Origin of the sequence: Mesorhizobium prunaredense, from assembly GCF_900156895.1 — a bacterium.
GTDB classification, from domain to species: domain Bacteria; phylum Pseudomonadota; class Alphaproteobacteria; order Rhizobiales; family Rhizobiaceae; genus Mesorhizobium; species Mesorhizobium prunaredense.
Map to the genome: position 1 here is coordinate 346,136 of NZ_FTPD01000034.1, position 26,325 is coordinate 372,460.

The 26,325-nt window shown below is 63.4% G+C and carries 22 protein-coding genes, 1 tRNA gene and 1 pseudogene; 12 read left to right on the forward strand and 12 right to left on the reverse strand.

Annotation, left to right across the window (positions count from 1 at the left end; genetic code table 11):
• Positions 1 to 60: 60 nt before the first annotated feature.
• The 4 genes from BQ8794_RS23340 to BQ8794_RS23355 form a co-directional block, all read right to left on the reverse strand.
• Positions 61 to 300 (reverse strand): Trm112 family protein, encoded by a 240-nt coding sequence (locus BQ8794_RS23340; protein WP_077380824.1) that lies wholly within the window; start codon positions 298 to 300, stop codon positions 61 to 63.
• Positions 301 to 554: 254 nt separating this feature from the next.
• Entirely contained in the window at positions 555 to 1,226 is a 672-nt protein-coding gene (locus tag BQ8794_RS23345) for an LON peptidase substrate-binding domain-containing protein (RefSeq protein ID WP_077380973.1), read from the reverse strand.
• Positions 1,227 to 1,392: 166 nt separating this feature from the next.
• Positions 1,393 to 2,391 carry a thioredoxin gene (gene trxA / locus BQ8794_RS23350; RefSeq protein ID WP_077381033.1) on the reverse strand — a complete coding sequence of 333 codons (999 nt, stop codon included), beginning with the start codon at positions 2,389 to 2,391 and terminating at the stop codon, positions 1,393 to 1,395.
• A gap of 94 nt (positions 2,392 to 2,485) precedes the next feature.
• On the reverse strand, positions 2,486 to 2,983 hold the full coding sequence (locus BQ8794_RS23355; RefSeq protein WP_077380974.1) for a prolyl-tRNA synthetase associated domain-containing protein: 498 nt from the start codon (positions 2,981 to 2,983) through the stop codon (positions 2,486 to 2,488).
• Between the two features lie 232 nt (positions 2,984 to 3,215).
• Here BQ8794_RS23355 and BQ8794_RS23360 point away from each other — a divergent pair.
• A tRNA-Gly gene (locus tag BQ8794_RS23360) sits at positions 3,216 to 3,290 on the forward strand.
• Positions 3,291 to 3,479: 189 nt separating this feature from the next.
• On the opposite strand, the gene socB is transcribed toward BQ8794_RS23360, so the two are convergent.
• The 3 genes and pseudogenes from socB to BQ8794_RS37445 all read right to left on the reverse strand — a co-directional run.
• Positions 3,480 to 4,133: a type VI toxin-antitoxin system SocB family DNA replication inhibitor toxin gene (gene socB / locus BQ8794_RS23365; protein WP_425293569.1), complete on the reverse strand. Its 654-nt coding sequence runs from the start codon at positions 4,131 to 4,133 to the stop codon at positions 3,480 to 3,482.
• 20 nt (positions 4,134 to 4,153) lie between these two features.
• Entirely contained in the window at positions 4,154 to 5,437 is a 1,284-nt protein-coding gene (locus tag BQ8794_RS23370) for a cystathionine gamma-synthase family protein (protein WP_077380975.1), read from the reverse strand.
• Positions 5,438 to 6,058: 621 nt separating this feature from the next.
• Positions 6,059 to 6,280: pseudogene (locus tag BQ8794_RS37445) on the reverse strand (twin-arginine translocation signal domain-containing protein); the annotation flags it as partial.
• 294 nt (positions 6,281 to 6,574) lie between these two features.
• On the opposite strand from BQ8794_RS37445, the gene BQ8794_RS23380 reads away from it, so the two are divergent.
• The 3 genes from BQ8794_RS23380 to BQ8794_RS35045 all read left to right on the forward strand — a co-directional run bounded on the left by BQ8794_RS23380 (position 6,575) and on the right by BQ8794_RS35045 (position 8,936).
• Positions 6,575 to 7,213: a DUF1326 domain-containing protein gene (locus tag BQ8794_RS23380; RefSeq protein WP_077380977.1), complete on the forward strand. Its 639-nt coding sequence runs from the start codon at positions 6,575 to 6,577 to the stop codon at positions 7,211 to 7,213.
• An 8-nt stretch (positions 7,214 to 7,221) separates the two neighbouring features.
• On the forward strand, positions 7,222 to 8,082 hold the full coding sequence (locus BQ8794_RS23385; protein ID WP_244555067.1) for a DUF2182 domain-containing protein: 861 nt from the start codon (positions 7,222 to 7,224) through the stop codon (positions 8,080 to 8,082).
• A 494-nt stretch (positions 8,083 to 8,576) separates the two neighbouring features.
• Positions 8,577 to 8,936: a hypothetical protein gene (locus BQ8794_RS35045; RefSeq protein WP_143744655.1), complete on the forward strand. Its 360-nt coding sequence runs from the start codon at positions 8,577 to 8,579 to the stop codon at positions 8,934 to 8,936.
• A gap of 340 nt (positions 8,937 to 9,276) precedes the next feature.
• Here BQ8794_RS35045 and BQ8794_RS23390 read toward each other — a convergent pair whose 3' ends face one another.
• A complete protein-coding gene (locus BQ8794_RS23390; RefSeq protein ID WP_077380979.1) occupies positions 9,277 to 10,146 on the reverse strand; it encodes a helix-turn-helix domain-containing protein in 870 nt (289 codons plus the stop codon).
• A 106-nt stretch (positions 10,147 to 10,252) separates the two neighbouring features.
• Here BQ8794_RS23390 and BQ8794_RS23395 point away from each other — a divergent pair, with 106 nt between their 5' ends.
• The 7 genes from BQ8794_RS23395 to BQ8794_RS23425 all read left to right on the forward strand — a co-directional run bounded on the left by BQ8794_RS23395 (position 10,253) and on the right by BQ8794_RS23425 (position 20,103).
• Complete coding sequence (locus BQ8794_RS23395; protein ID WP_077380980.1) at positions 10,253 to 11,524, forward strand: ABC transporter substrate-binding protein; 1,272 nt, start codon at positions 10,253 to 10,255, stop codon at positions 11,522 to 11,524.
• A 281-nt stretch (positions 11,525 to 11,805) separates the two neighbouring features.
• Positions 11,806 to 12,666: a carbohydrate ABC transporter permease gene (locus tag BQ8794_RS23400; protein WP_077380981.1), complete on the forward strand. Its 861-nt coding sequence runs from the start codon at positions 11,806 to 11,808 to the stop codon at positions 12,664 to 12,666.
• Positions 12,663 to 13,529 (forward strand): carbohydrate ABC transporter permease, encoded by an 867-nt coding sequence (locus BQ8794_RS23405; protein ID WP_077380982.1) that lies wholly within the window; start codon positions 12,663 to 12,665, stop codon positions 13,527 to 13,529. Before BQ8794_RS23400 ends, BQ8794_RS23405 begins: the two co-directional genes overlap by 4 nt.
• A gap of 7 nt (positions 13,530 to 13,536) precedes the next feature.
• Complete coding sequence (locus tag BQ8794_RS23410) at positions 13,537 to 14,622, forward strand: ABC transporter ATP-binding protein (RefSeq protein ID WP_077380983.1); 1,086 nt, start codon at positions 13,537 to 13,539, stop codon at positions 14,620 to 14,622.
• A 132-nt stretch (positions 14,623 to 14,754) separates the two neighbouring features.
• Positions 14,755 to 16,785 carry an aldo/keto reductase gene (locus BQ8794_RS23415; RefSeq protein WP_077380984.1) on the forward strand — a complete coding sequence of 677 codons (2,031 nt, stop codon included), beginning with the start codon at positions 14,755 to 14,757 and terminating at the stop codon, positions 16,783 to 16,785.
• A 545-nt stretch (positions 16,786 to 17,330) separates the two neighbouring features.
• On the forward strand, positions 17,331 to 18,275 hold the full coding sequence (locus tag BQ8794_RS23420; protein ID WP_077380985.1) for a MurR/RpiR family transcriptional regulator: 945 nt from the start codon (positions 17,331 to 17,333) through the stop codon (positions 18,273 to 18,275).
• Positions 18,276 to 18,321: 46 nt separating this feature from the next.
• Positions 18,322 to 20,103, forward strand: coding sequence for an NAD(P)/FAD-dependent oxidoreductase (locus BQ8794_RS23425; RefSeq protein ID WP_077380986.1), 1,782 nt, complete (start codon positions 18,322 to 18,324; stop codon positions 20,101 to 20,103).
• A 216-nt stretch (positions 20,104 to 20,319) separates the two neighbouring features.
• Here BQ8794_RS23425 and BQ8794_RS23435 read toward each other — a convergent pair whose 3' ends face one another.
• Both BQ8794_RS23435 and BQ8794_RS23440 read right to left on the reverse strand, forming a co-directional pair.
• Positions 20,320 to 21,555, reverse strand: coding sequence for an amidohydrolase/deacetylase family metallohydrolase (locus BQ8794_RS23435; RefSeq protein WP_077381035.1), 1,236 nt, complete (start codon positions 21,553 to 21,555; stop codon positions 20,320 to 20,322).
• A gap of 269 nt (positions 21,556 to 21,824) precedes the next feature.
• A complete protein-coding gene (locus BQ8794_RS23440; RefSeq protein WP_027153643.1) occupies positions 21,825 to 22,253 on the reverse strand; it encodes an Lrp/AsnC family transcriptional regulator in 429 nt (142 codons plus the stop codon).
• 124 nt (positions 22,254 to 22,377) lie between these two features.
• On the opposite strand from BQ8794_RS23440, the gene BQ8794_RS23445 reads away from it, so the two are divergent.
• Positions 22,378 to 23,481, forward strand: a complete 1,104-nt coding sequence (locus tag BQ8794_RS23445) for a saccharopine dehydrogenase family protein (protein ID WP_077380987.1) — start codon at positions 22,378 to 22,380, stop codon at positions 23,479 to 23,481.
• Positions 23,482 to 23,713: 232 nt separating this feature from the next.
• On the opposite strand, the gene lpdA is transcribed toward BQ8794_RS23445, so the two are convergent.
• Both lpdA and BQ8794_RS23460 read right to left on the reverse strand, forming a co-directional pair.
• The gene (gene lpdA / locus BQ8794_RS23455; protein ID WP_077380989.1) at positions 23,714 to 25,111 is read right to left on the reverse strand and encodes a dihydrolipoyl dehydrogenase; all 1,398 of its coding nucleotides are present in this window, start codon (positions 25,109 to 25,111) and stop codon (positions 23,714 to 23,716) included.
• Between the two features lie 254 nt (positions 25,112 to 25,365).
• On the reverse strand, positions 25,366 to 26,325 hold a 960-nt coding region (locus BQ8794_RS23460; RefSeq protein WP_244555068.1), incomplete at its 5' end, for a dihydrolipoamide acetyltransferase family protein.

Genomic DNA, 26,325 nt, shown 5'->3' on the forward strand with positions numbered 1-26,325 from the left:
ACGTGCACAATCTTGCGGATGTCCGGCAGGACAGAGGGGGGCGCGAAGGATCACCACGCCTCAAGACGGCCCGCCCAACCGCGGCGGCGGCAATCCGTCGTCGAAGGGGAGCGAGCGTGCTTCCGAAGGCAGCATGATCGGGATGCCGTCACGCACCGGATAGGCAAGCCGTGCGACCCTCGAGATGAGCTCGCTGCGCTCCGGATCCCAGGCAAGCGGACCCCTGGTCAGCGGGCAGGCCAGTAATTCCAGCAGCTTGGGGTCGACATTGGCCTTCTTTCCATCACGCCCATCCACCATTTTTGTCAGTCCTCTCGTTCGTCCTCAGTCTTCGTGCCTCGACGCTGCCCCTCACCTGCCTGCCGGCATCCTCTCCCCGTATAGTGACGGGGAGAGGACACTCTCATCGATGGTTTCGCCAATCACCCGCGTTGCAGAATGCCCGCCAAGGCTGCCGACAGCCCCTTCTCCCCGTCCCTATACGGGGAGAAGTGCCCGGCAAGGCGATGAGGGGCGGCGCCGACTTCCGCAATTGGCTTCTGTTTTCCACCCACCTACTGCAAACTCGACCCGAAATCCTCGTTTTCGCGTGCCAACGCCATTTCGGTGATGGCGATCAGCGTTTCGGCGCGTGTCTTCAGGTCCGCCGCTTCGAGCAGCGCCTGTTTCTCGGCCGGCCCGTAGGGCGCCATCATCGACAGCGCATTGACCAGCATGGCGTTTTCGGCGCGGCTGACGCTTTCCCAGTCGGCTTCAAGATCGTTGGCCTGCAAATAGGCGCGAAATGCCTTGAGCAGCGCCGGCCGGTCGATCTCGGCCTCGGCCTGATCTTCGTCGAGATCGGTGAGAAAGGGCGCAAACCGGCACTGGCGGAAGGGCGTCTTGACCGCAAGCTCCTGCACGATGCGGAACCGGCACACACCTTGCAGCGAAATCAGGTAGCGGCCGTCGCCGCTCTCGGAAAGCGCGATGATGCGTCCGGCGCAGCCGACATTGCAAAGCGCCGGCTCGCCGTCGGCACGCCGCGCACCGTCGAGGCTGGGCTGTATGACGCCGATCAGCCGCGATCCGGCGATCGCCTCGTCGACCATCTCAAGATAGCGCGGCTCGAAAATGTTGAGCGGCATGCGGCCGCCCGGCAGCAGCAAGGCGCCGTCAAGCGGGAAGATCGGCACCGTCGGCGGCAAATCCGTATCGAGCCGGTAATGCGCGTTTCCCGCCTGCACTTCAAACCTCCGCTCGCTCCCTCAAGAAGCGCATCAAGCCCGCCCATCGCTTCGCAACCTGACCCAAAATCGTCACCAGGCGAAGAACGGATCGGTCAGGCCTCCTAATCTGGCGCAGCCGTCGCCGACCGCAAGACCGTTACGCAAAAACAGCTTGGTGCCGTGCTCAGGAAAACAGCAGCGACGACAATTTGCGCCGCGCCGCCAGCGTTGCCTCGTCGGTCATGCCCCATGCCTCGAAGAACTGCAGCAACTGCGTCTTGGCGCCGTCGTCGTTCCACGAGCGATCGGCTTTGACGATCGCCAGCAGATTGTCGGCTGCGGCCATGCGCTCGCCGTTGGCGTTCTGGATCATGGCAAGCTCGAACCGTGCCTGGTGGTCCCCGGGATTCTCGGCCAGGCGCCGCTCGAGCTCGGCCGGATTGCCAAGTGCTTGTGCCTGCGCGGCAAGCGCCATCTTGGCGCGCACCGCGGCGAGCGCCGGCGCATCCTTCTTGGCCTCCGGCGCCCGCGCCAGCACGGCTTCGGCGCCTTCGGCATCGCCGGCCTCGAACAGCAGATCGCCCAGCCCGGCAATCGCCTCGATCGTCTCCGGCGCCTGTTCCAGGATGGCGTCGAAAATATCCGCCGCGGTCTGCACATCGCCGGCGGCGCGCGCCTCCGCGGCCGCGGCAAGCGCCTCGGCCACCTGCGGCGCACCATTACCCTTGCCGCCGACCTTCTCGATGAACGCGGCGATCTGGCTCTCGGGAATGGCGCCCATGAAGCCGTCGACCGGCTGGCCATCCTTGAACGCGATGACTGCCGGTATCGACTGGATGCCGAGCTGTCCGGCGATCGAAGGATGGTCGTCGATGTTCATCTTGACCAGCTTGACCTTGCCGCCGGCGGCAGTGACCGCCTTTTCCAGCAGCGGCGTCAGTTGCTTGCAGGGCCCGCACCATGGCGCCCAGAAATCGACCAGCACCGGCTGACGGCGCGATTCCTGGATGACGTCGGCGGCAAATGCCGCGGTCGTCGTCTCCTTGATGACGTCGGCAGCGACAGGCGGGTCGCCAGGCGCGACTTTCGCGGGGGTGGCGTCAGTGCCGCCATACTGCACAGTGGTGGCATACTGTCCGCCATTGCTGCCAAATGGGCCGCCAAATTGATTGTTGTCGCTCATCTCGTGCCCTTTCGGTCGCGCCGCCCGGCCGCCAGCCCGGCGCAACATCCTTAATTCTCACTCAGAAGTCGGTTTATCGCCATCCATGTGGCGATCATGCCGTGACTTTCAAGATAACAGCATCATGCCCGGTTGCCTCGACGAATTTGACCAGGTCGGCGGCGGCGATCGATGTCGTTGCCTCGTTGGTCAGCGGATGGGCGTTGATGACGGCATGGCGCATCAACTCCTGGTCGAGAACGACCTTGACCCGCAACTGCGTATCGTTGATCAAGCCGAACACGGTGACCGCCCCCGGAACGACGCCGAGAAGCTCCATCAGCATCTCCGGCTTGCCGAAGGAAACGCGCCCGGCGGCGCCGATGATTTGGTGGATCTGCTTGAGATCGACCACCGCCTCCTCATCGACGCTGACCAGGAAGAAGTTGTCCTTCCTGTCCTTGAGGAACAGGTTCTTGGTGTGCCCGCCGGCGATTTCCCCGCGCAGCACCTGCGAATCGGCGACGGTGAACAGCGGCGGATGGCGCAGGGTCGAGACCTCGATCCCGAGATCGGCGAGAAAGGCGAAAAGCTCGGCTTCGGTTTTCGGCATGTCGTTTCTTGTCAGACTTTCTTGTTGTCGCGGTTTGGATCATGCCGTTTACGGCCAATGACGCGGCCGAGACAAGACCGTTGCGCAGCAAGGCTGCCGATTGCGTTCCTATCCGCGCCAGGGAAGGCTCGTTTACGTCGCCGGCTGCCGCCAAAAAACCTGTGATTTCCCTGTTGCAATCGCCGCGCCCTTCAGCCATATAGGCTCGGCTTGCGGCCCAAAAGCCGCGCGAGCGGGTGTAGCTCAGGGGTAGAGCACAACCTTGCCAAGGTTGGGGTCGAGCGTTCGAATCGCTTCACCCGCTCCAGTTTCCTCTAAGGGAATCAAGCATCGAAAAGCCGCGGTTCGCCGCGGCTTTTTCGTTTTTTGGGGCGGTTGAAATCGCAGCTACTTCAAGCCTGCGAAAAGGCCGTGGTCACCGCGCAGTTACCAGTTCGCGGATTCGACGGGGCGTGAAATCGCGGCGTCGCTGGGGTGCGAGGCGACGCAGCGGCGTTTAGATTAGTGGGCCTATACCCGTTCCCTTGCTACGGGCCTCACGTTCACGATCCTCACAAACCTGACGCCACATCTCGTAGGTGGACGAAACCATGATTTCCGTTTCGTCGAGGCCATAAAGGTCAACGCCTTCATCAGTGAACAAACGTGCAGCGCGCTTGTCGCCTTCCGGATCACCGAAACGTACGATAGCCAACTTTAATCCGGCGAAGTCTTCATCCGCAGCTCTTATCCGTTCGTGCATCATGGAAAAGGCGAACCGTCGGCCCTCGGCTGTCAAACCGCGTGTACGGCGGGGTTCGACAAAAACAGCATGAGGCTGGTCTTCAATCGCTACAACCATCGGAAGCCAAAATGTGACTTTCCGTCCAAGACCCATGGCTAGCGGAAAGAATTCCTGTTTGCGGCTCATAATGCGCTTTTCGGAAGCAAACTCGTAAAGACCGCGCGCTACTCGTTTGTTGTGCGCCAACTCGTCCTCTGACCTACATCGTCTGACAAGTTCCGCTTGGATTTTCGACCATTCCGTCCGAGCTGTTTTTCCGAACATCTCAGGCTGGATGTTGAAAATGTCCCCAAAGCAAGAGCGAACGGGCTTGTAGGAGAACGGGGGCCGTCCAGCCCTCATTGCCTCCAAGCTCTTACGCTTCATTTCACCCGACTGGGATTTTTTCAGGCAAGGGCCAGCGCCTGGGTGATATCGGCAACAAGGTCGTCGGGGTGCTCGACGCCGATCGACAGCCTTATTGTCGACTCAAGAACGCCGATCCGTTCCCGAACGTCCTTGGGCACGCCCGAGTGGGTCATGGCGGCAGGATGGCTAGCCAGGGATTCCGTGCCGCCAAGGCTGACGGCAAGTTTCAATATCTGAAGGGCATTGAGAAACGCGAACGCCGCGGCCTGACCACCGCGAATGTCGAACGAAAATGTCGATCCGGCGCCCGTGCATTGCGTCCTGAATACGCCTGCGGCCGGAGTGTCGTCGCCGAGGAACGGCAGATATGCCACCCTTGCAACCTTCGGGTGGTCGGCCAGGAATTCGGCGACGATGCGGGCATTGGCGTTGGCTTTCTCCATGCGAATGCTCAGCGTTTCCAGTGAGCGGCCGAGCATCCAGCACGAGTGCGGATCGAGCTGCGTGCCGATCGCCCCCCTGAGCGCCTTGATGGATTTGGTGACGGCCCTGCTGCCAAGTGCCGCGCCGGCGATCAGATCGGAATGGCCGCCAACATATTTGGTCAGGGAATAGACGGAAACGTCGACACCGTGGTCAAGCGGACGCTGAAAAACCGGTCCGAGCAAAGTATTGTCGCACACGACGACCGGGCGCTGTCCCTGTTTGGCGGCGATCTCGTCGGCGATACGGCCGACAGCCATGAAATCGACCAACGAGTTGGTCGGGTTGGAGGGCGTTTCGATGAAGATGACCGATACGCGGCCATTTCTGCAACCTTCATCGGCCGCCGCTCGAATGGCTGATTCATCGACACCATCGGCGAAACCCACAGCGCCGACGCCAAAATTGGCCAGGGTCTTGGCCAGCAAAGTTTCAGTACCGCCATAAAGCGGTTGCGAATGCAAGATGACGTCACCCGGACGGGCGAAGGCAAGCAGGGTAGTGGCGATGGCCGACATCCCTGACGAGAACAGGATGCAGGCCTCGGCCCCTTCGTAGATTGCCAGACGATCCTCGACGATTTCGCTGTTGGGATGGTTGAAGCGAGAATAGACCAATCCGGCTCCGGTTCCGCTCGGCGGTTCCTTGCGTCCGGATACGAAATCGAAGAAATCGCGGCCCTCTTCGGCAGATCGGAACACGAAGGTCGAGGTGAGAAACACCGGCGGCTTCACCGCACCTTCCGACAGCTGAGGGTCGAAGCCGTAGCTCAGCATCAACGTTTCAGGATGCAGCCGATGATTTCCGATATGCGTCTTGGACGGACGTGGGGCGGTCATGACGATCCTCCGATCAGGTTGTTCAGACCAAAATTAGAGGAAGAACCAACCCCAGTCTCTTGCTAATCCACACGGTTCCATTGGTCATCAGACGGATCCGGCATGCGATGGTACGCTCGCGCCCGAGGATGCTGTCTTTTTTGGACTCGAAAACGGTCCGGTCGGTCCGATCTCTTTCCAATTCTAAGCGCGAACAGCAGTCAAAGACCGATAGTGGCGCAGATAGTAGGAGAATAGGAAACATACCGGACCGACCGGACCAGAAATGGGCGAGCCGAGTGCCTGGGCGCCAAGCCGGAAGACGTAGTGCACGGTCCGCTAGGCGCGCGGTTGCTGCACCATGCGACGTTGCAAGAGATCAGGAAGGATGAAGGCCGGCCTTCAGCGCGCGTTCTCGCGGCGCGCGGAGGCCGGCCCGGGCCCGCGCATATAGTAGAGCTCTGGCCGATAGCGCGGGACAACGAATTCGCGAAAGGCTGATGCCAACCGAGTGATCAAAGCCCAACGTTCCATGACCCAATCTCTCCCTGGGCGCACTCTTAGCCGATTCCTATAACCGCAAGACTCCGCCGCGGGAGACTGTTCGTTTCCGATTCTTGTCTGCGCTACGACGCCTTTTCCGCCGACCGCGGACGTACCGCTGGCGGCCGCATCTTTCAGGAATGCTCTACGCGACCACATCCACAGTCTCGCGACCATCGAGGCGCTCCCTATGACCTTGTGACGCCCGGCGGACATGGTGGCAAAGTCCGTGACGCTGACGCCGACGCCGATACGGTCTCGGGTGATGGACCGCTTGAACAAAAGACCGAATCGGATTGGGTCGCAGTCAGAAATTCCCATGAGGTGACGGACGACCAGAGGGCTACCCCCACGGCGGCGGCCAAGAACACTGCGGGAAGGCCGAACAGAAGCTTACGCGACATCATTGTCCCAACCTCACACGCCGGTATCGATGTGGAACAGGGTCTTCGCGCCCGGCATGTCTGAAGCTGTGGAAGCAAGAACCGTGCCACGCAATCGCAAGGCCGGGCTTCCGGAACCAGCGGAGGGGAAATCAGCGAGCGACGCACGAACTACTGGAGTGCGCCCAGCCTTCGACATATAATTAGCCCTAAATTTCGGGGAGGAAGAGCCATGAATGCAGTGCCTCAATGGCGGCTTGCAGGCGACTGGTTCGACATCTGCAGCTGCGACATCCCTTGCCCTTGTGAGTTCGCCCAGCGGCCGACCGGCAATCACTGCCAGGGCGTGCTCGCCTGGCATGTGCGCGAGGGTCAGTATGGCGACGTGAAGCTCGACGGACTGAAGCTGGTGGCGCTCGGCGAGTTCGAAGGCAATCTGTGGGCCGGCGAGGCAAAGGCCGTGATGGGCATGTACCTCGACGAGAAGGCGAACGAGCGGCAGCGCGAAGCCCTGCAGGCGATCTTCGGCGGCCAGGCCGGCGGCTGGCCGGCGGGCTTTGCCGCCAATATCGGCGAGATGCGTGGCATGGAGTTCGTGCCGATCACTTTCGAGGTGGCGGGCGACCTCGCCACCTGGCGGGTCGAGATTCCTGGCCTCGTCGTCGGGCGCGCGGAAGCGCTTTCCGGTCCCACAACACCACCCGGCAAGCGGGTGCAGACGATCAACCCGCCGGGCTCGGAGGTCGGCCCGGGCCAGGTTGCCACCTGGGGGCGTTCTGTCGAGGTGAGCACCAAAGGCTTCGGGCTCGACTGGACGGGCACGGCCCGCTCGAGCAAGCACATTCCGTTCGACTGGACCGGCCCGAATTAGGCGTGCCGATGCCTGACGCGTTCTCCAGGAAATCGTGGCGGCTCTGGAATTTGCGTGGCATGCCGCTCGGCCTTCTCGCATCGCTCGTCGTGCTGACAGCAGCGGCGTGGGCGCTCACCCTCTACCAGACCTTCAGCATGGATATGCCGATGGGCATTGCGGTGCGCGGCGGGATGGAGGGTATGGAAGGCATGGCCGGCATGGCGATGGCCGGAATTGCCGCCGACGGCTGGTCACTCGCCGGCGCCGCCGCCTTTCTCGCTGTATGGACTGTGATGATGGCGGCTATGATGCTGCCGGCCGCGGCGCCCATGATCTTTATGTTCGCGGCGGCGCAGGCTAGGCGCGAACAGCACGTGGCCGTCCCGACATGGATGTTCGTCGCGGGCTATATGCTCGTCTGGGCGGCGGCGGGCCTTCTCGTGTATGTCCTGGTCCAGTTCGGCAGCGAGTTTGCGACGAGCCTCGACCCGCCTCAGCGTTCGAAATGGGCGCCGCTCGCGCTCGGTGTCACGCTTGGCGTCGCCGGACTCTACCAATTCACGACCCTCAAGCACATTTGCCTCAGCCATTGCCGTTCGCCGCTCGCTTTCGTTGCGCAGCACTGGCGCGACGGGCGGGTTGGCGCGCTCGAGATGGGGCTGCGCCACGGGCTCTATTGCTTCGGCTGCTGCTGGGCGCTGTTTGCCGTGCTGGTCGCGGCGGGCGTCATGAGCGTCGCCTGGATGCTGCTTTTGACGCTGGTCGTCTTCGTCGAGAAGCTGATGCAGCGTGGCCGCCGCTTCGAAGGTGCTTTGGGCATTGCGCTAATAGCCCTCGGAATCGTTGTGTCGTTCGGGGCGATCGAGATGCCTTGGATGGGCGGCTAGAGGCTTTCGCTTCCATTCTCGCCAAACCGCGCCACAGTGGGCTGGGTGACGGGTTCGTCAGAAGCAAGGCGAGCGCTTGTAACCTCTTTATATCGCAGCAGCGCCGTTATTTCCGGATTCCGCCAAACCATAGCCTAACCAAGGTTGGGGTCGAGCGTTCGAATCGCTTCACCAGCTCCAGTTTCCCAAGGGGAATCAAGCATTGAAAAGCCGCGGTTCGCCGCGGCTTTTTCGTTTTTTGGGCTGGACGGCATCACCCAGCAGACGGAGCGAGCTTATCGCTTGCCGGCTGCGTTGTGGCCTGCAGGCGCTTTGTTCGCCGCTCGGAATACCCCCAATAGAGTTAGGACTTTTGCTTTTCAATTTTGGACCAAGGTCCCTTGCGGACAGGTGTATTTAAACCAAACTGGCTAAGTAGTGGACTATCATATTAGAGAGTCCTCATATCATAGTCCGGAATCATCCTGGCGGGAGGGCGGCTCGAAGGAGGAATTATGAAAACTCGAACCAGTCTGTTCGCAGCGGTCGCCGCTCTCGCCCTTGTCGCGTCTCCAGGCCTCGCCGGACCCGGCGGCAATGGCGGCGGTAAGGGTAACGGCGCAAGCAACGGCAACGGCGGCAACTCGGCCGCGGCTGGATCGCAGGGACACGGAGCCGCAACGTCTGCGGCGGCCAGGGATAAGTCCGCTCGGGGAATTGCTCATGCAATGGCTGTCGTTTCGACGACGCCGGCCTCGCCGCAGGCCACCCTGTCCTTGCAGGCCGCCTTGGACAAGTTCCTGGCAAGAACGGCCGCGGATGATCCGGTAGAGTCTTCCGACGACACCTCCGAAATTCCCGACGCTGCCGAATAGAATTGCAAATCGTGCGCTGCGCGGCGGCGCACGTACCATCGAGATTCTTGCCCAGCTGGCGGGCTCCTTCATCTGTTCGGCCGATGCCCCGGATCAAGGAAAAGCCGACATTTGAGCCAGATCCTAAGGGATCCCTGGACGGTCCTGCCCCTACAGACTGATCCGGAGAGCACCACCGGCCTCGGGCCGGTGGTGCGTTTTTCCGTGGGCGCTCAACTGGCGCTGGTGGCCATGTGCATCTCCTGCCAGAAAAGATGGCTGACCGTAGTGCAAATTACAATACAAGCGACGTTCCTGATCGAGCGCGCGCCGGCATCGACCGCTATGCCCTGCGCATCGACTATCGGACGCCCGCGCCTCTGCGAAAATCCGACGGCGACATGCCGGCCAGCTTGCGGAACGACTTGTTGAAGGCGCTGAGCGAGCCGAAGCCGGAGTCCATGGCGACGCGCAGCACGTTGGCGTCCTGGTGCATCAGCAGCGCCTGCGCGTAGCTGAGCCGCAACAAATTGACATATTCGTTGAGCGTCATGCCGGTCGACTTCTTGAAAATGCTCATCGCGTATTTGGGATGGATGTCGGCCGCCGCCGCGATGTCGACGCAATCGACGTCGTAGAGGAAATTCTCGGCGATGAAGTCGCACATGCGCCCGACATTGCGCAGCGATTGCTGATCGAAGGGGCTGCCTGCTTCCTGCTCGATCGGCGTTTCGGGTACCAGCCGGTAAGGTTCGAAGCGCACCCGCTCCAGCCGCAGCAAGAGTTCGTTGACGGCGTGCTCGGCCTTGCCTGGATCGCCCGAGCGGACATAGCGGTTCCAGCGCTCGAAATTGTCGCTGTCGGACCGGTCGGTGGCATTGGTCACCAATGTCGCGCCGGTCATCAGCCGGTTGCGGACGTCGGCGGGCAGGTGCAGCCGGAAGAAGTGCACCAGCGGCAGATGCGCGCCGGCATAGACGGCGTCGTCCGACGCATCGTCCATCTGGTGCGGCAGGCCGCCCCAGAACAGGCACATGTCGCCGGCCGAAAGCGAGATCTCGTGCTCATCCATGCGGTAGTGCACGGCGCCGCGAACGATGAAATTCACCTCGACCTGGGCATGCCAATGCGGCTTGAGCATCACCAGCGGCTGGGTGTGAAACATCTGCAGCAGCAGCGGCAGACCCTCCACGCTGCTGGCGCCGGGCTGATAAAACGGCCGTTCCGGCATCTTACTTTCCGCCCATTCTTTATTCCCTTTGTCGCGGACAAGCCTTCGCCAGCGCCTAGTCTAGGCACGCTCGCGATGAGAGAGCAAATGAAATGGGAGGATTTCAATGCGCACCATACTGACCTGCGCCGCGCTCGCGCTTGCCCTGGGCTCTGCCCCGGCCTTTGCGCAATCCGGCGAAATCACGATCTGGAGCTGGAACGTCGCCGCTTCGTCGCTGAAGGCCACCATAGAAGGTTTCAACAAGCAATTCCCCGATATCAAGGTCACGGTCCAGGATCTCGGCAACAACCCGACCTACGACAAGTCGATCGCCGGCTGCGCCGCCGGCGGCGAGGGGCTGCCGGATATCGTGACGATCGAGAACGGCGAGGCCGAGAACTACTGGAGCCAGTTCCCGGACTGCTTCGTCGACCTCCACACGCTCGGCTATACAGCCGAAGACCAGGCAAAATTCCCCGACTTCAAGCGCACCGAGCTCGAAGTGGAAGACAAGGCCTATGCGATGCCGTGGGATTCAGGCCCGGTGGCGATGTTCTACCGCCGCGACTTCTACGAGAAGGCCGGCGTCGATCCAACCTCGATCAAGACCTGGGACGATTTCATTGCCGCCGGCAGGAAGATCCAGGAGGCCAATCCTGGTGTGAAGATGACCAATGCCGATTTCAACGGCGACTCCGAATTCTTCCGCATGATCGCCAACGAGCAGGGCTGCGCCTATTTCGCCGCCGACGGGCAGTCGATCACCGTCAATCAGCCGGCCTGTGTGGCGTCGATGACCAAGATCAAGGAGATGAATGACGCCGGCATCATCACCTCGGCCGACTGGGGCACCAAGATCACCAACAATACCGCCGACAAGGTCGCCAGCCAGATGTATGGCGGCTGGTACGAGGGCACCATACGCACCGAGTCGCCCGACGGCAGCGGCAAATGGGGCGTCTACCTGATGCCGAGCCTCACTGCCGACGGCCCGCGCGCCGCCAATCTCGGCGGCTCCTCGCTCGCCATCACCTCGGCGTCCAACAACAAGGAAGCGGCCTACGCCTACCTGAAATACTCGCTTGCGACCAATGAGGGCCAGATAGCGATGCTGAAAGGGTTTGGCCTGGTGCCGTCGCTGATCTCGGCGCTCGACGACCCCTATGTCTCCGAAGGCCAGCCCTATTGGGGCGGCCAGCCGGTGTGGAAGGACATTCTTGGCACCTTGCCGAAAGTCGCCCCCAGCCGCGGCACGCCGTTCCAGAGCGACGCGGAAATCATCGTCCGCGCGGTGCAGACCAAATATCTCGGCGGCGGCTATCCCGACGCCAAGGCGGCGCTCGACGATGCCGCAAGCCAGATCGCCTCGGCGACCGGCCTGCCGGTCGAAGAGTGAAATGGAGTTCGGCCGAAGAGGGGTGAGGGCGGGTTCGAATTCGACCCCCTTCCTGTGACCGTTTCGCTGCCCCTCACCTGCCTGCCGGCATCCTCTCCCCGTATAGTGACGGGGAGAGGGGCGCTGTCATCGATGGTTTCGCCAATCACCAGCGTTGCAGGAAGGGCGATGAGGGGCAGCGCTGATTTTCGACAAATTGGTCCTCACCAGAAGTTCATGAACCGCCGTTTGCAGCCGCATCATTAACCCCGCGTTCCAGCGCGAGACAGGAAGGAGAAAGAATGCGCTATCAGAACGCCACGGCGTACCGCTTCCTCGCGCCCTATCTGCTGATCTTCTCGATCTTCTGGCTGTGGCCGATCATCAGTTCGTTCCTGATCTCCTTCCAGGCGACGCGCACCGTGCCGTGGCGGTTCGCGCCGACCTTCAACTGGGGCCGGCTTATCGGCGACCCGGCCTTTTTCAACGCCTTGAAGAACACTTTGCTCATCCTCGTCATCCAGGTGCCGGTGATGATCACCTTGGCGATCGTCATGGCCGTGCTGCTCAATTCGCCGCTGCTCAAGGCCCGTGGCCTGTTCCGCTTCGCCTTCTTCGCTCCGGTCGTGGTCGGCGAAGTCGCCTATTCGGCGGTGTTCCGGCTGATGTTCAATCTCGACTACGGCATCATCAACAAGCTGCTCAACAGCGTCGGCCTGCCGCGTATCGACTGGTTTTCCAACGTCACCCCGGCGATGGCGGTGATCATGATCGCGGTGACCTGGCGCTGGGCCGGCTACAACGCCATCATCCTGCTCGCCGGCCTGCAGTCCATCCCCCAGGATGTCTACGAGGCGGCGACGCTGGACCGCGTCAGCAAGCTCAAGCAGTTCTTCTACATCACCCTGCCGCTGCTCAAGCCGATCATCGTGTTCTGCGCCGTGCTGTCGATCATCGGCACCATGCAGCTGTTTACCGAACCGTTCCTGATCACCGAGCGCGGCGGGCCGGGCGGCGGCACCGAAACGCTCGGGCTGCTGCTTTACCGCCAGGGTTTCAGGTCGCTCAATTTCGGCTACGCCTCGGCCATTGCCTACACCATGGCCGGGCTGGCGATCGCCATCTCGCTGGTGCAACTGTGGCTGACGAGGGAGCCGAAATGAGCTCACGTTCCTCTTCGAGCCGTTCCTCCTCCAGCCGGTCTTCATCCAGATTGGGACGCAGCATCGCGCTGCATCTGTTCCTGACGCCGCTGGCGCTGATCTGGCTGTTTCCGCTGTGGATGATGGTGATCTTCTCGACCATGCCCGACAGAGGCATTTTCAGCCCCAGCATCGAGCTTTTGCCGCACGGCAGCTTCCTCGACAATGTCAACAATCTGCAGCGCGACACCAATTTCATCGGCGCCATCGGCATCTCGGTCTCGGTGGCAGTGACCTACACGTTCTTGTCGGTGCTGCTCACCTCGATGGCCGGCTGGGCGCTGGCGCGCTACCAGTTCTTCGGCAAGGGCGTCGTCGTCGCCATCATCCTCGGCACCATCACGCTTCCCTATGCTGTCGTGCTGATCCCGCAATTCATCATGGTGGCGCGCGACTTCAAGCTCGCCAACACCTGGGTGGCGCTGATCGTGCCGCCGCTCTTCAATTCGCTCGGCGTGCTGTTCATGCGGCAGAGCTTCTCGATGATGCCGGGCGATCTGTTCGACGCCGCTCGGGTCGAGGGGGTCAAGGAATGGCGAATCTTCCTGTTCGTCGCGCTGCCGCTGGCGCGGCCGATGCTGGCGGCGCTCGCCATCATCCTGTTCCTTGCCTCCTGGAACAATTATCTCTGGCCGCTGCTGATCAATTCCAAACCCGGCGCGATGACGGCGCCGGTGGCGCTCGGCACGCTGATCGGCCTCACCAAAGTGTCGTGGGGCGGCATCATGGCGGGCGCCGTGATGCTCACCGTGCCGATGCTCGTCGTGTTCGTGCTCTTGCAGCGCCATTTCGTCGCCGGCATTGCCGCCGGCGCCATCAAATAGGATCAGCATGGCAGCGGTCACACTCAAAAATGTCGTCAAGCGCTTCGGCGTCTTCGAGATCGTTCACGGCGCTGATATCGACGTCGAGGACGGCGAATTCGTCGTCTTCGTCGGCCCCTCCGGCTGCGGCAAGTCCACGCTGCTCAGGATGATCGCCGGGCTCGAGGACATCAGCGGCGGCGAGATCGCCATCGGCGGCAAGGTAGTGAACGATGTCGAGCCGGCCGATCGCGGCATCGCCATGGTGTTCCAGTCCTACGCGCTCTATCCGCATATGAGCGTGGAGCAGAATCTGAGCTTCGGGCTCAGGATGAACGGCAACCCGAAAGCCGACACTGAGCGGCGGGTGAAGCGGGCCGCCGAAATCCTGCGCATCGCCGAGTTGATGAAGCGGCGCCCGCGGCAATTGTCGGGCGGCCAGCGCCAGCGCGTCGCCATCGGCCGCGCCATCGTGCGTGAGCCGCAGGTGTTCCTGTTCGACGAGCCGCTGAGCAATCTCGACGCCGAGCTCAGGGTGCAGATGCGGGTCGAGATCTCGCGCCTGCACAAGGAGCTCGGCGTCACCATGATCTATGTGACGCACGACCAGACCGAAGCGATGACGCTGGCCGACAGGATCGTCGTGCTCAACGCCGGCAATATCGAGCAGATCGGCGCACCGCTCGATCTCTATGACGACCCGGCCAACCGCTTTGTCGCCGGTTTCGTCGGCTCGCCGAAGATGAATTTTTTGGCCGCACAAGTGGTCGGCAACGACGGTAGTGCAACTGTCGTCGAACTCGCCAACCATGGCGGCGCTCGGTTGCGGAAATCGCTGTCGGGCGCCCCGCCTGCGGTCGGCGCCGAGGTCGTGCTCGGCGTGCGGCCGGAGCATTTCTTCGAGGCCGGCGAAGGCGATTGCGACATCGCCGTCAAGGCCGACGTCGCCGAACATCTCGGATCCGTGAGCTACATCTATGCCAATGCCGGACCAGAGGAACTGATCATCGAGCGCGAGGCATCGCGGCAGCGGGCGACTGGCGACCACATGGTGGTGTCGATCAAGGCCGGCCGGTCGCTTCTCTTCGACAAGTCAGGTGCTCGCATTCGCTAGCGCCAAAAAGCATGCCCTCGGTCGGGAACCGAGGGTGCGCAGCGGTTTGGCACAACGACATGCAAACCAAGACACGAAATTTTTCTTTCACCAACTCGCGACGCCGAGGCGACCCCAAGGAGATCTAAAAAAATGACGTCCGAACCACGAAAGATCCGCTGGGGCATTCTCGGGCCCGGCACCATCGCCAAGGCCTTTGCCGGCGGCGTCGCCCATTCGCGCACCGGCACATTGGTCGCCATTGGTGCGCGCAATCCCGGCAAATCAGGCCTTAATGAAAACTTCCCCGGCGCCCGCATCCTCGACGGCTACGAGGCTCTGCTCACCGATCCGGACGTCGATGCGATCTACATTTCGACGCCGCACCCCAGCCACGCCGAATGGGCGATCAGGGCGGCCGAGGCCGGAAAGCATGTGCTTTGCGAAAAGCCGATGGGGCTGACCGCATTCGAGGCCGACGCGATGATCCATGCGGCGCGCAAGGCCGGCACCTTTCTCGGCGAAGCCTTCATGTACCGGCTGCATCCGCAGACGGCAAAGCTGGTCGACCTCGTCAGGTCCGGCACGATCGGCGAGGTGCGCATGGTGAAATCGAGCTTCGGCTTCGCCATGCCTGGCTTCATGCCGGAGCACCGGCTTTATGCCAACGATCTGGCAGGCGGCGGCATTCTCGACGTCGGCGGCTACCCCGTTTCGATGGCGCGGCTGATTGCCGGGGCCGCGTTGGGAAAGCCTTTCGCCGAGCCGGACAAGGTCGCGGGTGCTGCGCATCTCGGCCAGTCCGGCGTCGACGAATGGGCTTCGGCGCTGCTGCATTTTCCCAGCGGCATCGTCGCCGAAGTCTCCTGCGGCATTTCGCTGGCCCAGGACAATGTCCTGCGCATCCTTGGCACCAGGGGTCGCATCGAGGTCGCGGATTTCTGGTATGCGAGCGGCAGGGAAGGCGGCACCGGCGAGATCCGCATCATTCGTCCGGACGGTGAGGAGGTCATCGAGGTCAGGGAAGACCGCTGGCTCTACGCCTTCGAGGTCGACGCCGCCGGCGAGGCGATCCTGGCCGGAAAGCAGGAGTTTGCCTGGCCGGGCATGGGCTGGGCCGACAGTCTCGGCAATCTGCGCGTGCTCGACAAATGGCGTGCCGCCATCGGCCTCGAATACGAAATCGAGAAGCCCGAAAAACGCGTCAACACCATCTCCGGCCGGCGGCTGCGCTCCGGCACGACCATCCGCAAGCGCGAAATTCCGGGCCTGCCGCGGCCGGCCTCGTGCCTGGCGCTCGGCTTCGAGGATTTTCGCACCTTCTCCTCGGGCATGATCCTGCTCGATGCCTATTTCGAAGCCGGCGGCAACGTCTTCGACACGGCCTTCATCTATGGCAGCGGCTACACCGAAACGCTGCTCGGCCAATGGCTGAAGAACCGCGGCGTGCGTGAGCACTCGGTGGTCATCGGCAAGGGCGCGCACACCCCGCTCTGCTATCCCGATGTAATCGGCAAGCAGCTCACCCAGTCGCTCGACCGGCTGCAGACCGATCATGTCGATGTCTACTTCATGCACCGCGACGATCCCGACGTGCCGGTCGACGAATTCGTCGACGCGATGGATCAAGAGGTCAGGGCCGGCCGCATCCGCGGTCCGTTCGGCGGCTCGAACTGGACGAGGGAACGCATGGACGAGGCGATTGCCTATGCCGAGCGGACCGGCAAACAGAAGCCCGGCGCGCTTTCGAACAATTTTTCGCTGGCCGAGATGCTGGTGCCGATCTGGCCGGGTTGCGTCACCTCGTCCAGCGATGAATGGAAGGCCTGGCTGACCGCCCGGCAGATGCCCAACTTCGCCTGGTCGAGCCAGGGCCGGGGTTTTTTCACCGGCCGCGCCGGGCGCGACCAGCGTGACAATGAAGAGCTGGTCCGTGTCTGGTACTCCGAGAAGAATTTCGGCCGTCGCGACCGGGCGATCGAGCTCGCCAACAGGCTGGGCAAAAGCCCGATCCATGTTGCGCTCGCCTACGTCCTGGCCCAGCCGTTCCCGTCCGTTCCGCTGATCGGACCACGCACGCTCGACGAGTTGGAGGACAGCCTGCAGGCGCTCGACATTGCGCTTTCGCCCGACGACATAGCGTGGCTGGATAGCGGTTCGGATCAGCACCGACGCACGGGCTGACAGCCAGGGTCGTCACTCCAGCTTTGCGCTGCCGCCTTGTCCGCCTGCGTCCAGCGTTAGTGGTTGGCGAAAGCGGAAGCGCCATCCAATCCCCCCTTGCGGGGGAGATGCCAAATTTTGGCAAAGGGAGGGCAGGACAGAGGGGGCGGGAAGGATCGCAGCTCTATTCCAGGTTGGGTTCCTCGCCCACCTCTCCCTTCACGCTGGGCGAGGAACACCAAAGTCTTGAGATTTTGGAGGGACAGCACCCCCCTCTGCCCTGCCGGGCATCTCCCCCGCAAGGGGGGAGATCGGCAGCCTCGCCGATGGCGTCTGCTCAGCCAGCGGTTTCTTCCACGGCATTGCACCGCCGCCTGTAACTCTCCGACTTTGCCGTCAAGCGGCGACCTCGGCTGCAGTCATCGGGATCGTTTGCACCACGACTACATCGTTGTTTGAATTAGCTTTTCTATTTCTTGAAAAGCTTGTTGCTTTCCTACATACTTCGGCGAGCTGGCAAGCGATGCGCAAACATGGTCGAGTTCCACGAACGGCAGGTATAAGTCATGACCGAAGCTGACGGCCAGGGACGGCCGACCTCGCGCGACGAAGCCGATGGACGCGATCATGTAAGGCGCATCCCCGACATCATTTCGCTGGTCAAGGACTCTTACGGTGAACTGCGCCCGGCGGAGCGGCGCGTCGCCGATGTCGTGCTCGACGACGTCAGGTTCGCGGTCGATGCCTCCAATGCCGTGCTCGCCCAGCGCGCCCAGGTCAGCGAACCGACGGTGACTCGGTTCTGCCGCGCCATCGGCTGCGAGGGGGTGCGCGATTTCAAGCTGAAGCTGGCGCAGAGCCTGGTCGTCGGCGCGCTCTATCTGAGCAAGCCGCCGCCGGTGAGCAGCGACAATGGCATGCCGTTCTGGAATGCCGTGTTCGGCGAGGCCCGCCGGGCGCTGCAGGAAGCCGAACGGCAGCTTGATCCGGCACAGCTGGTGAAAGCCGCCGAGCTCATCGCCAAGGCGCGCCAGGTCACGGTGTTCGGCCTCGGCGGCAGCTCTTCGGCGCTGGCGCAGGAGACCCAGTACCGGCTGTTCCGCTACGGCATCACCGTCAGCGCCCAGTGCGACCCCTATCTGATGCGGATGACCGCCTCGACCCTGAAGCCCGGCGACCTGGTGATCGCCATTTCGGCGACCGGACGCACCCGCGAAGTGATCGAGGCCGTCGAACTCGCCAAGCATTACCGCGCCAGCGCGATCGGCGTGACCGCGCCCGACACCGAGCTTGCCCGCGCCTGCGACGTCAGGCTGACGGTGGCGGTGCCCGAATATCCCGACACACTGAAGCCGACCGCCTCGCGCTTCGCCTTTCTGGCCGCAATCGACCTGATGGCGGTGGCGGCCGCCTACAAGCTCGACGGCTCGGCCCGCGAAACGGTCCGCCGCATCAAATACAACGCCCAGATCCACAGGACGGGCAAGGAGATGGAGCCGCTGGGAGATTGAGGCCTGGTTTATGGGCCGTTTGCGCTGCCCCTCGAAGGAGAAAAAAATGCTCGACATGGCACCCTCAAAACAGGCGGCCAGCTGGCTTTCCTCGCTCTCCCGCGCCCTCGAGGCGGGCGACACCGAGGCCGCGACCAATCTGTTCGTCGAGGACTGCTACTGGCGCGACCTGCTGACCTTCACCTGGAACGTCAAGACGATGGAAGGCCGCGCGGCGATCCGCGACATGCTGGATGCCACTCTGGCGGTGACAAAGCCGTCTGCCTGGCAGCTCACTGGCGAGGCAAGCGCGGACGAAGGCGTCATCGAGGCCTGGTTCAGCTTCGAGACGTCATCGGCGTGGGGCCAAGGCATCATGCGCCTGCAGGACGGCCGATGCCGGACGCTGTTCACCGCGATGAGCGACCTCAAGGGTTCTGAGGAGCGCAAGGGACCGGCGCGGCCGCTGGGCGTCCGCCACCAGGCCGATCCGGACCGCGAGACCTGGGCCGAGGCGAGGGCGCGCGAGGCGCGTGATCTCGGCGCCCTTGAGCAGCCCTATTGCCTGGTCATCGGCGGCGGCCAGGGCGGCATCATGCTGGGCGCACGGCTGCGGCAGCTCGGCGTGCCGACCATCGTCATCGAGAAGAATGCGCAGGCCGGCGATTCCTGGCGCAACCGCTATCGCTCGCTCGTGCTGCATGATCCGGTCTGGTACGACCATCTGCCCTACATCCCGTTTCCGGAAAACTGGCCGGTGTTCACGCCCAAGGACAAGATGGGCGACTGGCTGGAAATGTACACGCGCGTCATGGAGCTCAATTACTGGACCTCCACAAAATGCGTCAGCGCGTCCTATGACGCGGCGGAAAAAATCTGGACGGTCGAGGTCGATCGCGCCGGCGAGCGCATCACGCTGATGCCAAAGCACATCGTCTTCGCAACCGGCGCCTATGGCCCGCCGCGGCAGATCGACCTGCCGGGCGCCGCGGCGTTCCAGGGCGAGATCCTGCATTCCAGCCAGTATTTTGGCGGCGAGAAATTCCGCGGCAGACGCGTCGCGGTCATCGGCGCAGCGAGTTCGGGGCACGATATCGCCGTCGACCTCTGGGAGAGCGGCGTTGCGGTGACCATGATCCAGCGCGCGCCGACGACGGTCGTCAAATCAGACACGCTGATGGAGGTCGGCTTCGAGATTTTTTCGGAAAAGGCGCTGGCCCGCGGCATCACCACCGAAAAAGCCGACATGATCGTCGCCTCGACGCCGTTCGCGCTGCTGCCGCAAAGCCAGCGGGCGCTCTACGACATCATCAAGGCACGCGACGCGGCCTTCTACGACCGCCTGCGCGGCGCCGGCTTCGCCATCGATTTCGGCGACGACGAGACCGGGCTGCTGATGAAGGCCTACCGCACCGGATCGGGCTACTATATCGACGTCGGCGCTTCCGATCTGATCATCGACGGCGAGATCGGCATCCGCAGCGGTGTCGAGATCAAGTCGCTGACGCCGACCGGAATCCTGTTCGACGACGGCAGCGAATTGGCGGCCGATGCGATCATCTCCTGCACCGGCTATCAGTCGATGAACGAGACCGTGGCGGCGATCGTCTCGCGCGAGGTCGCCGACAAGGTCGGGCCGTGCTGGGGACTCGGCTCTGGCACCAGGGGTGACCCGGGACCATGGCAAGGCGAATTGCGCAACATGTGGAAGCCGACAGCGCAGGAAGCGCTGTGGTTCCACGGCGGCAATCTGGCGCTGTCGCGTTTCTATTCGAAATATGTGGCGCTGCAGATCAAGGCGCGGATGGAAGGGACGGCGACGCCGGTTTACGGGGCGCCGGGCGCTTAAGATTTGCGAAGGCCGGGATGACGGCCGATCTCCCCCCTTGTGGGGGAGATGTCCGGCAGGACAGAGGGGGGCGCTGTCCCGCCGACCTCTCAATCGGTGCTTTGCGCGCTCGGACCGGTTCTTGGTTGGTCGCAATATTTACGAGGTTGGCGATCCTTCGCGCCCCCCTCTGCCCTGCCGGGCATCTCCCCACAAGGGGGGAGATTGGCAGCGTCATCAATCGAGCCGATGCCCGAAATGCCTGGCCACCACATCGACATGCGTCTCATGCGCATGCGCTTCGAAGCGCTCGGTATCGCCAAGATCGTTAGCCGCCTCGTTCGGCCACCAGGTGCCGCCAATCACGATGCCGTCCGATACCAGCCTCTGCTCGGCGATCAGCGAGGCGCCGACCGCGTCGACGAAAGTAAAACTGCCCGGACGCAGCCGCAGCACCGCGATGTCGCCGACGGCGCCGACCTTAAGCGTGCCAAGCTCGGGCCTTGCGATCGCCTCGGCCGGCCGTTGTGTCGCCGCGCGCAGAACCTCGACCAGCGGCATGCCGAGCGCCAGCAGTTTCGACATGCAGACCAGGATGTCGAAGGCCGGACCGTCGACGCAGTAGAGATGCACGTCGCTGCTGATCACGTCAGGCGCTAGCCCTTCGCTGAGCATCGCCTTGGCGACCGCGAAATCGAACGAGCCCATGCCGTGGCCGATGTCGAAGATGACGCCGCGCTCGCGCGCCAGCCGCATGTCGGGCCGCACGGCCCCGGAGGCGAAGATCGGCGCGTTGGGAAACGGCCGGAAGCAGTGGGTGAGGATATCGCCCTTGCGCAGCCGCGGCAGCACTTCCGAGCGGCCCGGCGGCGGCTCGTCGATATGCGCCATCAGCGGCAGGCCGGCCTGGTCGGCCGCTTCGAGCGCCAGGTCGACCGGCGCGATGCCGCTGCTGCCGCCGGCATGGCGGCCCGAGCGCACCTTGACGCCGACGACCACGTCCGCGTGCTCGCGCGCCGCCGCCACCGTCTCGCGCGGTTCACAGAGCCGCAGATCGCTGCACTCGCCGACCGAAACGGTCTGCGAGAAGCCGAAAATGCCGGCAAAGGAAATGTTGAGGTAGGCCAGGATGCGGACCTTCGAGCGCTCGATGACGTGGCGGCGAAAGCCGAGGAAGTTGCCGGCGCCGGCACTTCCGGCGTCGATGAAGGTTGTGGTGCCGCTTTTTGCAGCGAGCCGGTCGGCATCGACGCCGAGCGAGGTGCCGCCCCAATAGACGTGGCTGTGCAGGTCGATGAGGCCGGGCGCGACGATGGACCCCGTCGCATCGATGACGCGCGCGGCCCGCTCGAAGGGAATGTCGGAATCGATCGCGGCGATGCGGCCGCTGGCGATGGCCAGATCGCGGCGCGCGTCGAGGCCGGACCCCGGGTCGATGAGGCGGCCGCCCTTCAGCAGGAGATCAAATTGCATCGGCGTCCGGCTCCTGTCTGTTCTCATTCAACCGGCCTGTTCGCGCAATTCTCATACAGGCCATGTTGGAAAGCAACATTTTTCGGACTTCATGTTGCTTTATTACAGGCACCTCGCAGAGGATAGCGAAGCGCCGAAACTGCCAATCTCCCCCCAAGTGGGGGAGATGTCCGGCAGGACAGAGGGGCGCTGTCCCGCCGACGCCCCAGAAGGTTCTGCCCGGCAGCAGCATTGTGGAAGGAGGGAAGCCGCGCCAGCGCGGGCAGCGCTCACCGATCAATCCGGGTCGACAGGATGATCGACGACGATGTTCGCTCGACCCCGTCCATCGCCCCAATCTCATCGAGAAGCGTGTCGAGGTCCTTGATCGAGGGCGCGTCGACGATGACGATCATGTCGAAATTGCCGCTCACCGAATGCAGCGTCCGCACCGGCGGCAGCGCCTGCAGGCTGCGCACCACCTTGTCGGCAAGCTTGGGCGTGACGGTGAGCAGGACATGCGCCCGCACCAGTCCCTGTTCGTAGTCCGGCGAAAGCCTGACGCCATAGCCGGTGATGATGCCGCGCTGTTCCAGCCGCTCGATGCGGCTTTGCACCGTTGTCCGCGACACGCCGAGCCGCCGCGCCAGCTCGGCCGTCGAGGCGCGCGCATTCGCGCGCAGCAGGGAGAGCAGGGCTTGTTCGGCGTTGCTAAGCACTTTCGACGAATCTCATCGGCATACTGTTCAATTTGACACTTCGTTTCGAACAATTCCACGCTTCCTTTCGACAGGCAAGCTGCGATTCTATCCGCTCCGTGAAAGGCAAGGCGAGGGAACTGTCATGAAGAACATCATAATTGTTGGCGCCGGCAAGATCGGCTCGACCATCGCCGAGATGCTGGCTTCCACCGGCGACTATCACATCACCCTCGTCGACCGCTCGGCCGAACAGCTCGGCGCGACCGAACTTCCTGCCACGGTCGAGACGCTGGAACTCGACATCGAAGCCGCCGGCATGCTCGAAGCGGCCCTGGCCGGCAAGTTCGCGGTGCTCAGCGCCGCGCCCTTCCACCTGACCACGCGCATCGCCGAAGCAGCGGCCAGCGCCGGCGTGCATTATCTCGACCTGACCGAGGACGTCGTCGCGACCCGGCGCGTCAAGCAATTGGCGCGTACCGCCAACAGCGCCTTCATCCCGCAATGCGGGCTGGCGCCGGGCTTCATCTCGATCGTCGCCAATGATCTCGCCAGCCGCTTCGACACGCTGGAAAGCGTGCGCATGCGGGTCGGCGCGCTGCCGCAATACCCGTCGAATGCGCTGAACTACAATTTGACCTGGAGCACGGACGGCGTCATCAACGAATATTGCGAGCCTTGCGAGGCGATCGTCGAAGGCGAGCTGATCGAGGTGCCGCCGCTGGAGGAGCGCGAGGAATTCTCGCTCGACGGCGTCACCTACGAGGCGTTCAACACCTCGGGCGGGCTCGGCACACTGGCCGAAACGCTGAAGGGCAAGGTGCGCACGCTGAACTATCGCACCATCCGCTACCCCGGCCACGCCGCGATCATGAAGGCGCTGCTCAACGATCTCGGCCTGCGCCACCGCCGCGACGTGCTGAAGGACATTTTTGAGAGCGCCCTGCCGGCGACGCTGCAGGACGTGGTCATCGTCTTCGTCACCGTCAGCGGCCGCAAGAACGGCCGCCTGCTGCAGGAAACCTACGCCAACAAGATCTACGCCAGGCGCGTCGGCGATAAGGTGCGCAGCGCCATCCAGATCACCACCGCTTCCGCCATCTGCGCGGTGCTCGACATGTTGGCCGACGGCACCTTGCCGGCGAAGGGTTTTGTCAAGCAGGAAGACATCGCGCTCGACGCCTTCCTCGCCAACCGCTTCGGCCGCGCCTACGCGCAGCACGAGATGGTTAGCCGGCTGGCGGGGTGAGCTACGCAGGGGCGCCGCGATCCTTCGCGCCCCCCTCTGCCCTACCGGGCATCTCCCCCACTCGGGGGGAGATTGGCCGGCATCTCCGCTTTCGCCAATCTCCAACGCCTAAAGTAGGGCGAGACGGCGAGGCTGCCAATCTCCCCCCAAGTGGGGGAGATGTCCGGCAGGACAGAGGGGGGCGCGAAGGAACTCGACCGAACGAGGTTCGAATCCGCCGTGAGGCCAGCTCTCAAACATGCAGCGCATGCCCAAGCGCCTTCAGCGCGGCTTCCTGAAAACCCTCGCCTTGTGTCGGGTGGGCATGGATGGTGCCGGCGATATCCTCCAGCCGCGCGCCCATTTCCAGCGCCAGGCCGAACGCTGTCGACAGTTCCGACACGCCCTGGCCGACCGCCTGGATGCCGAGCACCAGGTGGTTGTCCGCGCGGGCGACAACCCGGACGAAGCCATCCTCACTCATCTTGGTCATCGCGCGGCCATTGGCGGCGAACGGAAACAGGCCGACCTTGATCTCGCCGCCAAGCCTCTTGGCCTCCTCCGGCGACAGGCCGGCGGTGACCAGCTCCGGATCGGTGAAGCAGATGGCGGGAATTGAGCGCTTGTCCCAGCTGCGCTTGTGGCCGGCGGCGATCTCGGCGACCATTTCGCCTTGCGCCATCGCCCGGTGCGCCAGCATCGGCTCGCCGGTGACGTCGCCAATGGCAAAGATGCCGCGCATCGAGGTGCGGCACTGGTCGTCGATGCGGATGAATTTACCCGCCATATCGAGGTCGATCTGCTCCAGCCCCCAGTCTTCGACCACCGGCTTGCGCCCGACGGTGACCAGGATCCTGTCGACGGCGATCTTGGCATTCCTGCCGCTCGCCGTTTCGACCAGCAGCGCATCGCCCTTGGTCGACAGGCCCTTGGCCTTGGCGTTCACGAGCACCTCGATGCCGAGCTCGGCAAGCCGCTTCACCACCGGCCGGGTCAGCTCGGCATCATATAGCGCCAGCACGCGCGGCAAGGCCTCGACCACGCTCACCTTGGCGCCCAGCTTGGCGAAGGCGATGCCGAGCTCGAGCCCGATATAGCCGCCGCCGACCACGGCAAGCCTTTCCGGCACTTCGCTCAGCGCCAGCGCTTCGGTCGACGAGATCACCGCGCCGCCAAACGGCAGGAACGGCAGCTCGACCGGCGCCGAGCCGGTCGCGATCACCACCATCTCGGCGCGGACGACCTGCATGCCGGTCTCGGTCTGGACCTCGACGGTCTTGCCGTCGCGGAATTTCGCCCAGCCATGCACGGTCTTGACTCCGGCCTTCTTGAGCAGGCCGGCGACGCCGCTGTTCAGCCGGCTAACAATACTGTCCTTCCAGGCGACGGTCGTCTCGAGGTCAATCGACGGCGTGGCGATTGAAATGCCGAGCGGGCTCTTGCCGCTCGCCGTGTGCGAGATTTTCTCGAACTCCTCGGCCGCATGGATCAGCGCCTTGGACGGGATGCAGCCGACATTGAGGCAGGTGCCGCCCGGCTTGCCGAACTCGACGATCACCGTGTCGATGCCGAGCTGGCCGGCGCGGATGGCGCAGACATAGCCACCCGGACCAGCGCCGATGACAAGCAGCTTGCAGGATATTTCCTTCATGTGACTCTAGCTCCTCGGCATTCTGGCGCAGCGCCTGGGAAAAGAACGCTCTGCAGCGATCCTTCGCGCCCCCCTCTGTCCTGCCGGACATCTCCCCCACAAGGGGGGAGATTGGCAACTTGGTCGCTTTGTCCATTCCTGCGAGGTTGGAGGTTGGCGAAAGCGGTGGCGACGTCGAATCTCCCCCCTTGTGGGGGAGATGCCTGGCAAGGCAGAGGGGGGCGCTGTCCCGCCATCATCTCGATCGTTCAGCCTCAATCCACGAAAATCAGCGCCGGGGTCTCCAGCAGCGCCTTGATCCGTTGAATAAACACCGCGGCGTCCCAGCCGTCGATGACGCGGTGGTCGAAGCTGGAGGACAGGTTCATCATCTTGCGCGGCATGAACTGGCTGCCGTCCCACACCGGCCGCACCATCATCTTGTTGACGCCGAGGATCGCCACTTCCGGATGATTGATCACCGGCGTCGTTGCCACGCCGCCCATGGCGCCGAGCGAGGTGATGGTGATCGTCGATCCCGACAACTCGTCGCGCGTCGCCGTGCCTGACCTGGCCGCCTCGGCGAGCCTGAAAACCTCGGCGGCGCAGTCCCAGATGTCGCGTGCCTCGGCGTGCCTGACCACTGGCACCACCAGCCCCGAAGGCGTCTGTGCGGCAATGCCGATATGGACGCCGCCATGCTGGTGGACGATCCCGGCCTCGTCGTCGAACAGCGCGTTGAGCTTCGGATGGTCGGCGATCGCCTTGACCATCGCCCGCATCAGGAACGGCAGCAGCGTCAGCTTCGGCCGCTCGACGCCGCTGCGCTTCTCCTTGTTGAGCGCCGCGCGCAAATCCTCCAATGCCGTAACGTCGATCTCCTCGACATAGGTGATGTGCGGGATGCGAGATTTGGCCAGCGCCATCTTCTCAGCGATCTTGCGCCTGAGCCCGATGATCTTGATGTCCTCGACAGCCTCGTTGCGGGCGAGGCCTGAGACCTTCGCAAGCTGCGGTCCGCGCGCCAGGAAGGCGTCGATGTCCTCGTGAAGAATGCGGCCGGCCGGGCCGCTTCCCCTGACCTGTCGGAGATCGACGCCGGCCTCTTTTGCCCTGAGGCGGGCGGCCGGCGAGGCCAGCGGCCTTTCGCCTTCGGGGCGCGGCGCGGCGGCAGCCGCAGCACCCCGATCGACCGCAGCACGCCCACCCCTAACCCCTCCCCACAAGGGGGAGGG

Bases quoted from the DNA above. Each gene is read 5' to 3' on its own strand.
- BQ8794_RS23425 (WP_077380986.1), top strand. From the start codon at position 18,322: ATGCTCGACATGGCACCCTCAAAACAGGCGGCCAGCTGGCTTTCCTCG.
- BQ8794_RS23400 (WP_077380981.1), top strand. From the start codon at position 11,806: ATGCGCTATCAGAACGCCACGGCGTACCGCTTCCTCGCGCCCTATCTG.
- BQ8794_RS23435 (WP_077381035.1), bottom strand. From the start codon at position 21,555: ATGCAATTTGATCTCCTGCTGAAGGGCGGCCGCCTCATCGACCCGGGG.
- socB (WP_425293569.1), bottom strand. From the start codon at position 4,133: ATGAAGCGTAAGAGCTTGGAGGCAATGAGGGCTGGACGGCCCCCGTTC.
- lpdA (WP_077380989.1), bottom strand. From the start codon at position 25,111: ATGAAGGAAATATCCTGCAAGCTGCTTGTCATCGGCGCTGGTCCGGGT.
- BQ8794_RS23390 (WP_077380979.1), bottom strand. From the start codon at position 10,146: ATGCCGGAACGGCCGTTTTATCAGCCCGGCGCCAGCAGCGTGGAGGGT.
- BQ8794_RS23395 (WP_077380980.1), top strand. From the start codon at position 10,253: ATGCGCACCATACTGACCTGCGCCGCGCTCGCGCTTGCCCTGGGCTCT.
- BQ8794_RS23410 (WP_077380983.1), top strand. From the start codon at position 13,537: ATGGCAGCGGTCACACTCAAAAATGTCGTCAAGCGCTTCGGCGTCTTC.
- BQ8794_RS23370 (WP_077380975.1), bottom strand. From the start codon at position 5,437: ATGACCGCCCCACGTCCGTCCAAGACGCATATCGGAAATCATCGGCTG.
- BQ8794_RS23380 (WP_077380977.1), top strand. From the start codon at position 6,575: ATGAATGCAGTGCCTCAATGGCGGCTTGCAGGCGACTGGTTCGACATC.
- trxA (WP_077381033.1), bottom strand. From the start codon at position 2,391: ATGAGCGACAACAATCAATTTGGCGGCCCATTTGGCAGCAATGGCGGA.
- BQ8794_RS23340 (WP_077380824.1), bottom strand. From the start codon at position 300: ATGGTGGATGGGCGTGATGGAAAGAAGGCCAATGTCGACCCCAAGCTG.
- BQ8794_RS23420 (WP_077380985.1), top strand. From the start codon at position 17,331: ATGACCGAAGCTGACGGCCAGGGACGGCCGACCTCGCGCGACGAAGCC.
- BQ8794_RS23405 (WP_077380982.1), top strand. From the start codon at position 12,663: ATGAGCTCACGTTCCTCTTCGAGCCGTTCCTCCTCCAGCCGGTCTTCA.
- BQ8794_RS23415 (WP_077380984.1), top strand. From the start codon at position 14,755: ATGACGTCCGAACCACGAAAGATCCGCTGGGGCATTCTCGGGCCCGGC.
- BQ8794_RS23385 (WP_244555067.1), top strand. From the start codon at position 7,222: ATGCCTGACGCGTTCTCCAGGAAATCGTGGCGGCTCTGGAATTTGCGT.
- BQ8794_RS35045 (WP_143744655.1), top strand. From the start codon at position 8,577: ATGAAAACTCGAACCAGTCTGTTCGCAGCGGTCGCCGCTCTCGCCCTT.
- BQ8794_RS23445 (WP_077380987.1), top strand. From the start codon at position 22,378: ATGAAGAACATCATAATTGTTGGCGCCGGCAAGATCGGCTCGACCATC.
- BQ8794_RS23355 (WP_077380974.1), bottom strand. From the start codon at position 2,983: ATGCCGAAAACCGAAGCCGAGCTTTTCGCCTTTCTCGCCGATCTCGGG.